The organism is Bacillus cereus (assembly GCF_015071065.1).
GTDB lineage: Bacteria > Bacillota > Bacilli > Bacillales > Bacillaceae_G > Bacillus_A > Bacillus_A cereus_BA.
In genome coordinates, this window is record NZ_VOVA01000035.1 from 1 (window position 1) to 14314 (window position 14314).

The following is a 14314-nucleotide window of genomic DNA, read 5'->3' on the forward strand; positions in this document are numbered from 1 at the left end:
GGGATATTTACTTTTCTGAGCTTGATAGCGATGGACGATATCCCTATTACGTAATGATTGTTAGACGTCCAATTTGATTACACTCTTCAGCGAACCAAAGATCGCCATCCGGACAAAACGTGATACCATGTGGCTCTGCATTATTTGTAGGTATCGTATATTCCGTAATAACTCCTTCAACTGTAATACGGCTGATTTGGTTACCTCCCCATTCTGTAAACCAAAGATCTCTGTTCTTCCCGGGTATTATGGCATGCGGACGAGCGTTCGGCGTCGGTATAACAAATTCTTTGACCTCACCTTCGAACGTAATTCTACCAATTTTATTGCCCATGATTTGCACAAACCATATTGCTCCATCTGGTCCGCTCGCAATTCCAACTGGCCCGGAGTTGGGTGTTGGGATTGGATATTCTTTGACCTCACCTTTAGTGGTTATTCTCCCAATCCTATTGTTCTGATTCTGTGTAAACCATAATGCACCGTCTGATCCCAGAGTAATAAAAGAGGGAAATGATTTGGAGTTAGGCAATTCAAACTCGGTGATTTCCCCTGACTTTGTTATTCTTCCGATCCTACCATTATTCATTTCTGTAAACCATATTGCTCCATCTGGGCCTTCCGTTATGCCAAAAGGTGCAGCGTTCGTTGTAGGGAGTACATATTCTTCAAAAAGACCGTTCATCGACATTTTACCGATCTTGCTTGAGTTATATTCCGTAAACCATAAGTCACCGGTCTGGTCCGAGATAATTGACATAGCTCCTGCATTTGCTGTCGGAATGGGAAAAGAATTTATTTCACCAGTAGCATTTACTCTCCCAATTCGATTCCCTTTCTGTTCCGTAAACCACAATGCTCCGTCTTTTCCTACGGTTATTCCATATGGCCCTGAATCTATTTCATTGACCACATATTCTTGTATCGTGATCCTCATATCATTTCCTCCCATTGAAAATTTCGAGTCTTGTTTTTCGGTATAATTTAGTTTAAAAAAGGACATTCCTGGTATTACAGTGGATGCCCTTTTTGCTAAATTATAAGATATTTTGTTAGAATTCAAAGTCTAGAATCATTTTACTGGTTTGACCTGTAAACTTATAATTATAGGACCCTTTCAGGCTTTCTAATTCACCAGTAGCTTTGATGATTGTTGCAGGGGAATCTAGATTTCCTTTATCAAATATCCCTTGCTCTATAGCTGTAAATGTCCCTCGTTTTCCCATATAAATTCCTTCGAAATGCAAAAATCCGGAAATTTTAGCAGTAGCCAAGTGACCATCATCTATAGTTGATTCTAAATAATATAATAAATATTCAACAAAAGCTTTTCCTTTTAATTCACCGTCAATATCATATTCGACATGGGCAATATTAATAGGGAAATCTTTTCTAGTGTCATTGACTGGCTTTTCATCCCATTTACTTACTGTAAATGTTACTTCCATACGTGTAAACCTCCCTTCATCATTAGATGAGTAATCTACCTCCAGTATATCACCTAAAAAGCACCATCAATAATTATATCTCATAGGAGTGTTTCTAAAGTAACGGATGCTTCTGGTAAGTGTATAATGATAATAAAGTTATTGAATTTTGATTAATAAAAGCTAAGAGCCTTACTACATTCTACGTAGCAAGGCTCTTTAAAGTTGTTTCAAATTATATCCATCTGTTTATATAATACTTAAAAAATGAATAATAAAGTTGTTTACTTCTTATTGACTAACGAATCTGTTCGTTTAAGTGTAACTCTTCACAATTACTTGATATTATATAGGTGAATAGAAAGATAAATTAAAATTTAGTTTAGTAGTTGTAAAGTAGGTTATTTATATTATTCTCTTATAATTTTTCAAAAAGGAGAGTCTATGAAAAAGATTATTGTTTTTGTATTAACGATATTTATATTATTCTCAGGATTCGCAACACAAAGTTATGCGTTGTCAGATTCGAAATCTGCGGCAATACAAGCGTTGCTAGATGATGCCTCTCGTATATCAGGTGTGCCGGGAATGTCAATCTCAATACTTGCTGATGATGAAGTGTTCTACTTTTCTTCAGGGTATGCAGACCGTGAAAAGGGGTTGTCTGCAAGTGAAAATACACTCTATGAGTTAGCCTCGGTCAGTAAAGCTTTTACCGGTATGGGTATTATGCTGTTGGAAGAGCAAGGGCTGCTCTCAATGACTGACCCTGTCCAAAAACATTTACCTTGGTTTACGTTAAAGTATCAAGGGAAACCTGTTGATATGCAAAGCCTTACACTAAATAACTTTCTTCACCATACCAGTGGTCTAACAAATATTAGGCATACTCAAAATATTCCACAAGGCAATACACCGGATATGTTGCAAAAGACTGTGGAAATGCTCGTGGATGCTGAATTGGCGTTCCCTCCCGGTGAACAGTATAACTATGGAACCGTTAATTATGACGTATTGGGTTTGGTTATTGAGATTGTGTCGCGACAAAGCTATGAAGACTTTATGAGGGAACAGGTATTTCAGCCGTTAGGTCTTCACCAGACGTATGTTTATAAAGAAGATGCTCAAGCCACTGGACAGTTGGCACAGGGCTACCGTTCTTCCTTTTTTATGACAACTCCATTTAAAGCTCCGGATTATGCTGGGAATAAACCCGCAGGCTACATCATTTCTAATACAAAAGATATGGCGCGTTGGATGGGCATACAGATGGGTATCGTGCAGGACATACCCGAAATATTTCACACGGTTATCGAAAAATCACATAGGGGTGATATGTCTGTTTCGGCTGTCAACGATATGTATTATGCGGCAGGCTGGTCGGTAAACGCCGACCAAACGATTATAGAACACACTGGGGGCAATCCAAATTTCAGAACCGAAGTAGCCATACTGCTAAATGAACGAACAGCCGTCTGCTTGCTGAGCAACGGCGCAAATACCAATATAAACCTGGTACTAAAAGTTAAAGATATTTTAGACGGCAATCTAACTCAGTCATATGAAATAAGCGGCACACAGCTTTTGGATATCATTTTGTCGTCTATCACAATTATTCTTTGCCTATTGGCCGTTTTGCTATTTCTCTTAGGATTACGCAGAAGGAAAACGAATGTGCGGCAGCCAATGACAAAAAAGAGAATAATCGTAATAGTTATTTTCCTGATCGCTACGATTGCCCTGGGTATACTGTGCTGTGCTTTCGATTGGTCAACGATACTTATTTGGCAAACATATAGTGTTCTTACAGCTTTGATTTCGTCAGCATTATTAACAGCAAGCATTACATGGTTTGTATACACTCACCGATAAAATACCTCGCTCCCAAGATAAGCATAATGTTATGTAATTAAATTTCAATTTATCGGTATGCTTAATTTGAAAAACATAAGACTTTTCGGTGTCTTTTTTAATATCATCGACAATTTTCCCAGTCAAACCTAATTACTATTGCTTCCACTAACCTGCTCCGTTCGTGGAATAAGGATTTTTAAACAACTATATTATTTTTTAAATGACTTTATTGTAAATTAAACAAATTTATTATTTCTGCACAGTAAGACCCTGTTAAGAACAAAAGACGACTTATCTTTTGTTCTTCTTATATGACATTGAAGGTGAATTTTATTTAAAAGTTTACTTTCGTATTTACAATGAAATACAAATGATTTTTATTAATTTGTTATTTTCATACTTTTGCAAAACTTATTTTCACTATATGAAAATAAAAACAATTTATGAAGGGATTCTTTACAAACAAAAAGAAGGCATCTCGAATAAAGATTAATCAAAATGGCCTTCTTTACACATGCCCATCAACTTAAGCATTCAGAATTACCCCAGAACGAAAAAATTTCGTTCTGGGGTAATTTACTTTTCTTAGCTTGATAGCGATGTGGTGCTACCCCATGCCAATCAACTTAAGAAACTTCACTACCCCCAAAAGTAAAAAACGTTATTCTTTCTAAAAAGCTAACTAGAAAGGATGACGTTTTTTATGAATCTTTCGATGTTGAGAAATACATTCTTCCCCAAAACGAGAAAATGTACATCTCCAGATGAAATGTACATTTCTTTGTTTTGAGGATTCTTCAAAATATTATCTTGATAGCAATGTAGCAATACCCCTAAGAGGCCTAAAAAACCTCTAATCGATAAATTCATGTTACTATTCTTGATATTACTGTTGAGCCGCCTCCGGTAGTTCATCAAAGATTAGTCTTTTAAAAATGTTAATAATGCTTCATTAAATTCTTTTGCATGAGTTGCGTTTAATCCATGAGGACCACCCTGTATTACAGCAAGTTTACTACCAGGAATGGAATCATATGTGCGTTTTCCACTTAACTCAAAAGGTACAGTTGCATCAGAGTCACCGTGAATAATAAGAGTAGGTATATTGAACTTTTCCAAGTCTTTTCTAAAATCGGTCATACTAAAGGCGGTAATACAATCGAGTGTTCCTTTAGGGGATGCACTAGCTGCAATATCCCAATTATATAAACGAAATGGCTCACTAACTAAATCTGTTCGATTACCAGCTGCGAAAAATCCCTTAGTAAATTCGTCAAGAAATGCAAGGCGGTCATTTATCACGCCACTTTTGAATTCTTCAATTGCTGCATCATCTAATGCCCCTTCAGGATGATCCTCTGATTTGTATAAATATGGAGGAACTGCTCCAGCAAAAACAGCCTTTTCAATACGATCTGTTCCATATGTACTAATGTACCGAGCTACCTCGCCTCCACCCATAGAAAAACCAACAAGTGTTACATTTTGAAGATCTAAATGTTCTATTAGTTGATGTAAATCAGAAGTAAAGGTATCATATTCATATCCTTCCCACGGCTGAGATGACTTTCCAAAGCCTCGACGATCATATGTTATAACTCTGTATCCAGCCTCAACAAGAGCGGGAACTTGGTATTCCCAAGATCGACCACTTAACGGCCAACCATGAATTAGTACAACTGGTTTTCCAATACCATGATCCTCATAATATATCTCAATTGGTGCTTGATTTTCGGTTCCTACAGTAATTTTTGTCATTCTTCTACCTCCAAAAAATATTCTAATATATATCCTTTTCTTCAATAATCCGGATGAATCTCGTAACCTATTTATGCACGTTTATGTTGTGAATTCTAAGCATGAAACTCTATTGTTCCGATGAATTCATTTTCTGTTTTTGTAGCAATTCCCCATCTAATACCTTTTTCATCATGAAATAATTGCTCAACATTCCTCATATTCAATTCTAATAGCAAAAATAGGTAACTATCAATATTGTTCTATCTATAGAATGTATAGGTAAAACCAATCAATTTTATGGTAAAAATAACTATAGTTACCATCTATACAAATTATAGATAATTTAGAATTGATTAATGAATTGGTTTTCAAATACTATAAATTTGTATAGCGCTTCATGTTCTGTGAATGGTGCTATAACTAATATTAACGGTCAGTTTAGTTATAAACTAATCGTAACAAACGAAGAAGTTTATGATAATATTCCACTGTTTAAACTTTCTTCGATTACTTAATTTTTAGGAGGAATACATAATGGCTGATCTCTATTCTCGTATTAACAAAGATGATGCTGTCGTTCTTTTAGTAGATCATCAAACTGGTCTTATGTCCGGACTAGTACGCGACTATAGTGTTGATGAATTCAAGAACAATGTTTTAGCTCTTGCTCACACTGCTAAGTTTTTTGATTTACCAGTTATTTTAACAACAAGCTTTGAACATGGACCTAACGGACCTTTAATGCAAGAATTGGTTGACCTCTTTCCTCACGCACCAAAAATAGCTCGACCAGGACAAATTAACGCATGGGATAATGATGATTTTGTAAAAGCAATCGAAGAAACTGGAAAAAAACAAATTATCATCGCGGGCGTAGTTACGGACGTTTGCGTTGCTTTCCCGGCACTTTCCGCTATAAAAGCTGGATATGAAGTATTTGCTGTTACTGATGCTTCAGGAACTTTCAGTAAACAGGTTGCAGATGCTGCCAATACGCGTATGGCACATAGTGGCGTGCAACTTATGAACTGGTTTAGCGTAGCGTGCGAATTACAACGCGATTGGCGCAACGATGTCGAAGGTTTTGGCAATTTGCTTGCTAGTAATCTTCCAGGCTATCAAAATATAATTGGAAGCTATATGGGAGCTCAGCGAGATCTTAGTAAACAAAATGCATAAATGTATTCCAAAGAAATAGCTTTAAATCACTTTTTAAAAAGTGGATAGTATAAATTTAGCGCTGATTAAATCAGCGCTCTCTTTTAAATTAAAAAGTATAGCAGAACTTTTATTTTTACGATTACAGTTTTAATTAACGGAAAATAAATTACTTTCTAAAAAAATCGGAACAATTTAAAAAGGAGCGTTTTATTATGAGTAATTTAGAATTGTTAAATCCCGAGAACAGTGCCTTAATTTTGATTGATTTTCAGCCTCAAATGACTTTTGGAGTTGCAAGTATTGACAGACAAACATTGATTAATAACGTTATGCTGCTTGCTAAATCAGCAAAAACTTTTAACGTACCTACTATTCTTACTACAGTTGAAACACGCAGCTTTTCTGGTTATTTTTGGCCACAAATTCTTGACATATTCCCAAACCATGAAATTATAGAACGTAGTTCAATGAACTCTTGGGAAGATCCAAAATTTGTTGAGGCAGTTAAAGCAACAGGTAGAAAGAAATTAATATTTGCAGCACTTTGGACTGAGGTTTGCCTTGCATTCCCTGTACTTGAAGCAATTAAAGCTGGCTATGAGGTTTATGCAGTTGATGACGCTTCAGGTGGTACTAGTTTGACAGCACATAACGCTGCTATGCGTCGTGTAGAACAAGCTGGTGCAATTCCAGTGACAGCAATCCAAGTTTTACTTGAATACCAACGTGACTGGGCACGCAAAGACACTTATGATGCTGTTATGGAAATTGTAAAAGAACACACTGGCGCTTATGGTCAAGGCGTAGAATATGCATATACTATGGTACATGGCGCGCTTCCAAGCAGAAAATTATGAACCAAGAAAGAGTGACTGTCGGAGAGACTCATATTGGGAACACGATGGATGCTAGCGGTCCAGTAACAACGATTGTTACATGGAAAATTCAAGAAGGTAGAGAAAAACAGTTTGAAACATGGAGACATGAAATCGAAGCTGCCGCTACTAAATTCCCAGGGCATTTAGGCGTAAATCTAATAGTCTCCAATAACGAATCCAGAGAGTATACTGTTATTTTTCGCTTCGATACGTATGAGCATCTACGTGCTTGGCAAGAATCAGATATTCGTCAAGATTTGTTAAAACAGGCAGAACAATTTCAAGCTACTAATCCAACTTACAAAACGGAAAGTAGTTTGGCCTATTGGTTTGTTACTCCGAAAACGCCAGTTCCACCGCCAAAATGGAAAATGTCTATTGTTACCGTTCTTGGTGTATGGCCTCTTAGCATGTTGGTTCCTAAAGTGATAGGACCTATTATAAAAAATATGAACCCTATTATGTCAGCTTTTTTTGTTTCTGTATGTATAGTGTCCTTGCTATCATGGGTAGTCATGCCGATTTACGGTAAAATATTTCATCCATGGTTACAAAATAATAGGAAGTAGACGAGGTGTGAACATGAATTTACCGGATATGATCTTATATAACGGGAAAATTACTACCCTTGATCCCTCTCAACCTGAGGTATCTGCTATCGCCATAACTGATGGTTTAGTCACTGCAGTAGGTGGAGATGAGCTTCTTGATAGTGCCACAGAAAAAACAAAAAAAATAGACCTTAAAAGAAAGAGAGCTATTCCAGGCCTGAATGACTCTCATATACACGTTATTCGTGGCGGTCTTCATTATAATATGGAATTACGTTGGGAAGGTGTGCCATCACTTGTTATTGCTCTGGAAATGCTTAAAGAGCAGGCAAGGCGTACACCTGCTCCTCAGTGGGTAAGAGTAGTTGGAGGTTGGTCTGAATTTCAATTTAAAGAGAGACGGATGCCAACTTTGGAAGAGATTAATGCCGTTTCTGAAGACACTCCTGTCTTTGTGCTACATCTTTACGATAGAGCACTTGTAAATCGTGCTGGGCTGCGTGCACTGGGATACACAAAAGATACCCCAGACCCTCCGGGCTGTTTAATTGAGCGGGATAAACGAGGTAATCCAACAGGTCTTTTAATTGCCAATCCTAACGCTTCTATTCTTTATTCAAGTTTGGGGAGAGCTCCAGTACTTAATTTTGACGATCAGATTAACTCAACTCGTCATTTTATGCGCGAATTAAATAGATTAGGTATCACAAGTGCCATTGATGCAGGTGGCGGATTCCAAAATTATCCTGATGATTACAAAGTTGTTGAACATTTAGCTGAGAAAGATCAATTAACTTTGCGTATTGCATATAATCTATTTACGCAAAATCCAAATCATGAATATGAAGACTTTGCTTCATGGGCAAAGATTGTTTCTCCAGGTCAAGGAAATGATAAGTATAAAATGAATGGTGCCGGAGAAATGTTAGTATTCTCGGCAGCCGATTTTGAAAAATTTCAGATGCCGCAGCCCGAACTAGCTACGGTGATGGAAGCTGACTTAAAGAAAGTAATTTCTCTATTGGTGGAAAACCGTTGGCCATTCCGCTTACATGCAACTTATGACGAGTCAATAACACGTTTCTTAAATGTGTTTGAGGAAGTCAACAAAGAAATTCCTTTTAATGGTCTACGCTGGTGGTTTGACCATGCAGAAACAATCTCGGATCGTAGTATGGAACGTGTTAAGGCTTTAAATGGTGGTATTGCCATCCAAGACCGCATGGCTTTCCAAGGTGAATACTTTGTTGATTTATACGGAAAAGAAGCTGCAAAGCGTACTCCTCCGATTTATCGTATGCTAGACCTTGGTATACCTGTTGGCGCCGGTAGTGATGCAACCAGGGTTTCTAGCTATAACCCTTGGGTTGCTCTTTACTGGATGGTTGCCGGAAAAACCATTGGTGGTCTTTCGATATACGATGAAAAAAATAAACTTGACAGAAAAGTAGCCCTGGAACTATATTCCAAAGGAAGTGCGTGGTTCTCTGGTGATGAAGGTAAAAAGGGAACCCTTGCAGTAGGTCAGTTTGCTGATATTGCTGTATTGTCTGCTGACTACTTTACTGTGCCAGAAGAAGAAATCAAAGATCTTGAATCATTACTCACTATTATGGGTGGGCAGGTTGTTTATGGAAATGATGAATTTAAAAATTTATCACCTGAATTGCCGCCAGCATCACCTGATTGGGCACCGACTGGAGTTTATGGATATGGTGGTGCTAACCTAGCCCATAATATACTTTCTCACGATGCCAATGGTCACAAGTTACATAGTTGCAGTAACCCTCTCCATCAACACACTCATACCGTAATAGGAAAAGATGGAACTAAATGGGGTATTGGTTGTACTTGCTTTGCTTTCTAAGTCAGAACCACCAGTATAATGCCGGTGGTTTTCTTTCTACAATAAGGGTATGGCGCCGAAGACGGACCCAAATAGTAATGGTATTAAGATCATAATGGTAATATGGGTTCTGGTGCAAATAATATGTAGATTCGCAATAGTAGTATATCCCTAACGGAATCTATTACTATGCGGTAAGACCGAAGAGTTGATTGATTATCTTGACTTGTTTTTTGACAGACTTTCCTCCTTGCAAAGTCTGTCCTTTTTCCCTTAAATAAAAGTCAATGGTATTCCCTTGTGAATCGACTACACCACACATATAAATCCACTGCCCTTTGACTTTAATATAGGTCTCATCCCAAGACTTAAAGATTACTTTCAATTTTTACACTAGAATCATTATTGTTTCTATTATACTGATACTTTTTCAGGATCATTTAACTTCTGCATAAAGATACGTGCTGCAAAACTTAAAAATTTATCATCAAAGTGAATAAGATTAATATCTTGACTTGGTGTTGGATCAGTAATACGAACTATGCTTAAGGTATCATTATTAACAAAGTCAACCAGTGAAAGAGGTATTATGGCAACCCCATATCCATTGTATACAAGGCTCAATAGAGAAATAGAAGATTTTGTTTCTATATTTGCTTCAGATAAAGATAACCCTAAAATTTCACAATATATCTTAATCGATTCACGACAACTACATGAAACCATTACTCTACTCAGCCCTGCTAATTCTCGCAAAGAAACAAATGATTTTTCATTCAAAGGATGATTTTTTGGAATTACAAGGACGAGCTCTTCGCTATACAAAAGTGTGCTTGTTAATGTGTCTGGAATTTGAGCACTACGTGTGATCCCTATATCAATATTTTTGTCAACGATTTGATTTACAGCAACCTCTGATTCTATAATTTTTACTACAATGTTGGGATAATGTTGTTGAAACTTCATAATATAAGGCGTTAAATAAGTGAGATCTTCTAATAAACCTCCTATAGTAATCACACCTCTTTTCACACCCTTTAATTCAAAAATTTCGTTATAAACCTCATCAAATTGTTGCATGATAAATCTCCCTTTATCAAATAGCAATTTACCTGCTTCTGTAATTTTGATACCTCTTCCAACTCGATGAAATAAAGGTGTATCAAGTTCACCTTCTAACACACGTATTTGTTGACTTAAAGTCGGCTGTGAAATACCTAGAACTTCCGCAGCTTTAGTAAAACTACCATTATTACAAACTTGAATAAAATACTCTAAATGACGTAATTCCATTCTTGATACCCACTCTCCGCTTTATGAAAGATTCACATTTAAAAGAACACTTTGTATGCGTTAGCATAACAACTATCTTTCCTGTTTATACTAATTGTAATTTCATTATTTCTTCATTTTGGATTCCAATAAATGTACTGCCATTTATTGATTTTTTCCTCCTATTTATTTAATTTATATTTAATTAGGATATTACTAATTCGAGATATATTTCTAAAAATTATAGTTCTTGTGCATAATATCCTAATTTCTTCAACTGTTCGATTATCAATTTTTTCTCAATATAATCCAAACCACCAAATATTTGTCGAATCGCCTCTTTATGCTGAGGGAAAATAGTATCCATCAATTCAATACCTTCTGAAGTAATTGACGCATACGTAACACGGCGGTCTTTAGGACATGGTTTTCGTATTAAGAACCTCTTCTTTTCCAACTTATCCACTACATACGTGATACTACTACTTGCAAGTAATATTTTGTCTCCAATTTTTTGTATAGGCTGATCGCCTTTACTGTATAGTAGCTCAAGCACTGCAATTTCAGTTGGATTAAGTCCATAACGTTTAATATCTTCTTCAATACGCTTAGTGATTGACTGTACTGCCCTTGATAATATAACAAATAACTTTAAAGATAAGCTCTCATCGTTAATCACGCTCATAATTAACAATCCTTTGCAAATTATCTTGAATTCGAGATTCATTATATTATCGTCAAAATATTATGTCAATAATTCATTTTAGTTTTATCAAACCACTTATAATTTATTTCTCAACATGAGACATATGGAATCGTAAGAAAATAATTGTTAAAATATAAGCATCTCAATTGCGTTATTTTTTTAAAGAGGGCTTGTTTTCTAACGTAAGCTCTCTTTTGTCATAGTCTAAATGGAATTCGGACACATTTTATATGGTGAGTTTTGTCCTCTTTTAGCGATAGAGACAAAAAATCTGGTTCTGATGTAAAAACTTCAAAATAACCGCAATTAATCTATAAAACTCGGACATACCAATGAATAAGCATTCAAACGAATCCGGGCTGTTTAAATTTGATTATAGAACTATTTCTCTGTGGCAAAATAAAGCAGTGCTATGATCGGAAAAGCGATTCCCATCCATAATGCTGCACTCCATCCACCCGACGCGTATGCCCACCCTCCGACAGAAGATCCAACAGCACCACCCAAGAAGAAAATAGCCATAAATAGCCCGTTTAATCGACTACGAATTTCTGGACTCAACGAAAAAATTAAACGTTGGCTAAGCACAAGGTTTGCAGATACTCCCATGTCCAACAGAATTGCAGCAATTACTAAAACAGCTATTCCAAAGGGCGAGCTACTTTGAATAAAAAGTGGGAGTAATAAAGAAATAATAACAACAGTAAGGGCTATTCCAGTGGCGGATCGTGTCCAGCCAAGATCGGCTAGGCGACCACCTATTGGAGCGGCTATTGCACCTGTAATTCCGACAAGTGCATATAATGCTATGGCAGTCTGAGAAAAATGAAAAGCAGGACTAGATAATAATAATGGAACAGTGGTCCAGAATAAGCTGAAAGCCCCAAATACACAAGCATGATAAATTGCGCGACGGCGTAAAATTGGAGTAGTTCGTAGTAGTTGCCACATTGAACTAAGTAAGGCGGTATAATTTGTTTTTGCCGTTGGTTTCCTAGTAGGGAGTACTTTTGATAATACAAACGCCAAGACACTAATTACAGTAGCAGATAAAGCAAATATTGCATTCCATCCCCAAATATCGGCTACTAGACTAGATATCGGACGCGCAAGCATAATACCTAATAACAGACCACTCATGACATTGCCAACTACGCGACCGCGTGCATTTTCCGATGAAAGATATGATACAAGAGGTACGAGCACTTGCGCTGCGACCGACCCCAGTCCGATAAAGAATGAAGCTACTAACAACAAGATTGCGTTTTTTACAAAAACCATGGCAGTGAGAGCAACTGCACTTAGAAATAACAATATAATTATCAATTTTCTATTCTCAACAATATCCGCCAAGGGTACAAGAAATAGTAAGCCAACAACATATCCAATTTGTGTTAGCGTTACAATTAATCCAGCGCTACTATTAGAAAGCCCAATTACATTACTAATTACCCCAATTAAAGGCTGTGTATAATAAAGATTAGCCACAATGATACCACATGCAGTTGCTAGAAGAATGATTAAACCCGATGAAATCTCCTTATCAATTGCTTTATTTTTAAAATTAGACATATCTATTTCCTCCCATACTTTTATTTCAAAATTACTGAATCGCCTTGGCAAGAACTACTACGATACCATTGTTCATTGTAATAAATTGAGCCTGAACTACTTTCCGTTCTTCTTTTAAAAGGTCCAATTTCGCCACTTTTTTATCCCCCTTTTCTAAATGTTTTTTAGTAATTTAATTTGTGAATCTTGAAACCTAACTATAGCCATTACCATTACAAGATGCTAGATAATTAATAAACTAAACGTTCAGTTCATTAATTACCTAAAATATATACTAAACGTTCAGTTTTGTAAATAGACTATTTTATTTTTTGTTCATATTAAGTATACTAAACGTATGGTTTATGTTCTTGAAAGGAATGATTAATGTGCAAGGTAAAAGAGGTCGACCACGTAATATCGAAACCCAAAAGGCTATCCTTTCTGCATCCTATGAGTTATTATTGGAAAGTGGCTTTAAAGCAGTCACAGTCGATAAAATTGCAGACCGTGCTAAAGTTAGCAAAGCTACGATTTATAAATGGTGGCCAAATAAGGCTGCTGTGGTAATGGATGGTTTTCTTTCTGCTGCTGCAGCCAGATTGCCTGTACCTGACACAGGTTCAGCATTGAATGATATCTTAACTCACGCCACAAGTTTAGCCAGTTTTTTAATAAGTCGAGAAGGCACTATTATTACTGAGTTAGTTGGCGAAGGACAATTTGATTCGAAACTAGCAGAGGAATATCGTGCTCGATATTTCCAACCACGTCGACTGCAAGCAAAACAACTTCTGGAGAAGGGAATTAAAAGAGGCGAATTAAAAGAAAAACTCGATGTTGACTTAAGCATCGATCTCATTTACGGACCAATTTTCTATCGGTTGCTAGTAACCGGTGAAAAGTTGGATGATTCCTATGTACATGACTTGGTTATAAACGCATTCGAAGGGATACGTTTGAAGTGATTAATATTCAAACAAAGATTTAGATCTCCACTGCCTCCTATACGGATGTAACTTGATTAAATAAAGTATTTAATTTTTTAAAACTGAAACACGGAGACATTTATCCTATGGGACCTTTCGGAGCGGGTGAAGAATTTGAAGGTGAGATATTAGTCATTACAGAGTATAATTTAGAGCACGCCACTGATACAAAAGGTTTTTCTCAACCTGTATATATTTTTCGCGTACAGTTAAAAGATAATGTCGTAGTTCTTAAGGCTCCACCTATTTCCGCAAGGGAATAATATGAATTTTCTTATTTTGTATATGTGATCATCAGGGTTGCCGTCGATGTTAGTTTTTTCTTATATAGGGGTACCG

13 protein-coding genes and 1 pseudogene are annotated in these 14314 nt (G+C 36.5%); 7 read left to right on the forward strand and 7 right to left on the reverse strand.

Going from position 1 to position 14314, the window contains the following annotated elements; all coding sequences use genetic code 11:
• Window positions 1–46: 46 nt before the first annotated feature.
• Together FT637_RS28375 and FT637_RS28380 are read right to left on the reverse strand one after the other, a co-directional pair.
• Window positions 47–937 carry a Virginiamycin B lyase gene (locus tag FT637_RS28375; RefSeq protein ID WP_193649085.1) on the reverse strand — a complete coding sequence of 297 codons (891 nt, stop codon included), beginning with the start codon at window positions 935–937 and terminating at the stop codon, window positions 47–49.
• A gap of 115 nt (window positions 938–1052) precedes the next feature.
• Window positions 1053–1448 (reverse strand): DUF3224 domain-containing protein, encoded by a 396-nt coding sequence (locus FT637_RS28380; RefSeq protein WP_193649086.1) that lies wholly within the window; start codon window positions 1446–1448, stop codon window positions 1053–1055.
• Window positions 1449–1871: 423 nt separating this feature from the next.
• On the opposite strand from FT637_RS28380, the gene FT637_RS28385 reads away from it, so the two are divergent.
• Window positions 1872–3299: a serine hydrolase domain-containing protein gene (locus FT637_RS28385; RefSeq protein ID WP_193649087.1), complete on the forward strand. Its 1428-nt coding sequence runs from the start codon at window positions 1872–1874 to the stop codon at window positions 3297–3299.
• Window positions 3300–4202: 903 nt separating this feature from the next.
• On the opposite strand, the gene FT637_RS28390 is transcribed toward FT637_RS28385, so the two are convergent.
• Entirely contained in the window at window positions 4203–5039 is an 837-nt protein-coding gene (locus tag FT637_RS28390; protein WP_193649088.1) for an alpha/beta fold hydrolase, read from the reverse strand.
• A gap of 516 nt (window positions 5040–5555) precedes the next feature.
• Here FT637_RS28390 and ycaC point away from each other — a divergent pair.
• The 4 genes from ycaC to FT637_RS28410 all read left to right on the forward strand — a co-directional run bounded on the left by ycaC (window position 5556) and on the right by FT637_RS28410 (window position 9478).
• A complete protein-coding gene (gene ycaC, locus FT637_RS28395) occupies window positions 5556–6200 on the forward strand; it encodes an isochorismate family cysteine hydrolase YcaC (protein ID WP_193649089.1) in 645 nt (214 codons plus the stop codon).
• A gap of 194 nt (window positions 6201–6394) precedes the next feature.
• On the forward strand, window positions 6395–7039 hold the full coding sequence (locus FT637_RS28400) for a hydrolase (protein ID WP_018767758.1): 645 nt from the start codon (window positions 6395–6397) through the stop codon (window positions 7037–7039).
• Window positions 7036–7629 carry an antibiotic biosynthesis monooxygenase gene (locus tag FT637_RS28405; RefSeq protein WP_193649090.1) on the forward strand — a complete coding sequence of 198 codons (594 nt, stop codon included), beginning with the start codon at window positions 7036–7038 and terminating at the stop codon, window positions 7627–7629. The genes FT637_RS28400 and FT637_RS28405 overlap by 4 nt, the downstream gene beginning before the upstream one ends.
• Window positions 7630–7642: 13 nt before the next feature.
• Entirely contained in the window at window positions 7643–9478 is a 1836-nt protein-coding gene (locus FT637_RS28410) for an amidohydrolase (RefSeq protein ID WP_193649091.1), read from the forward strand.
• A 253-nt stretch (window positions 9479–9731) separates the two neighbouring features.
• On the opposite strand, the pseudogene FT637_RS28415 reads toward FT637_RS28410, so the two are convergent.
• From FT637_RS28415 to FT637_RS28430, 4 genes and pseudogenes are all read right to left on the reverse strand, one after another.
• Window positions 9732–9842, reverse strand: a pseudogene (locus tag FT637_RS28415) (DDE-type integrase/transposase/recombinase); the annotation flags it as partial.
• Between the two features lie 29 nt (window positions 9843–9871).
• On the reverse strand, window positions 9872–10750 hold the full coding sequence (locus FT637_RS28420; RefSeq protein ID WP_193649092.1) for a LysR family transcriptional regulator: 879 nt from the start codon (window positions 10748–10750) through the stop codon (window positions 9872–9874).
• A 220-nt stretch (window positions 10751–10970) separates the two neighbouring features.
• On the reverse strand, window positions 10971–11414 hold the full coding sequence (locus tag FT637_RS28425; RefSeq protein ID WP_193649093.1) for a MarR family winged helix-turn-helix transcriptional regulator: 444 nt from the start codon (window positions 11412–11414) through the stop codon (window positions 10971–10973).
• Window positions 11415–11816: 402 nt separating this feature from the next.
• Window positions 11817–13007, reverse strand: a complete 1191-nt coding sequence (locus tag FT637_RS28430; protein WP_193649094.1) for an MFS transporter — start codon at window positions 13005–13007, stop codon at window positions 11817–11819.
• A gap of 359 nt (window positions 13008–13366) precedes the next feature.
• On the opposite strand from FT637_RS28430, the gene FT637_RS28435 reads away from it, so the two are divergent.
• Together FT637_RS28435 and FT637_RS28440 are read left to right on the forward strand one after the other, a co-directional pair.
• Window positions 13367–13954, forward strand: a complete 588-nt coding sequence (locus tag FT637_RS28435) for a TetR/AcrR family transcriptional regulator (RefSeq protein WP_193649095.1) — start codon at window positions 13367–13369, stop codon at window positions 13952–13954.
• A 107-nt stretch (window positions 13955–14061) separates the two neighbouring features.
• Window positions 14062–14238 (forward strand): hypothetical protein, encoded by a 177-nt coding sequence (locus FT637_RS28440; RefSeq protein WP_227494004.1) that lies wholly within the window; start codon window positions 14062–14064, stop codon window positions 14236–14238.
• The last annotated feature ends 76 nt before the right edge of the window (window positions 14239–14314 follow it).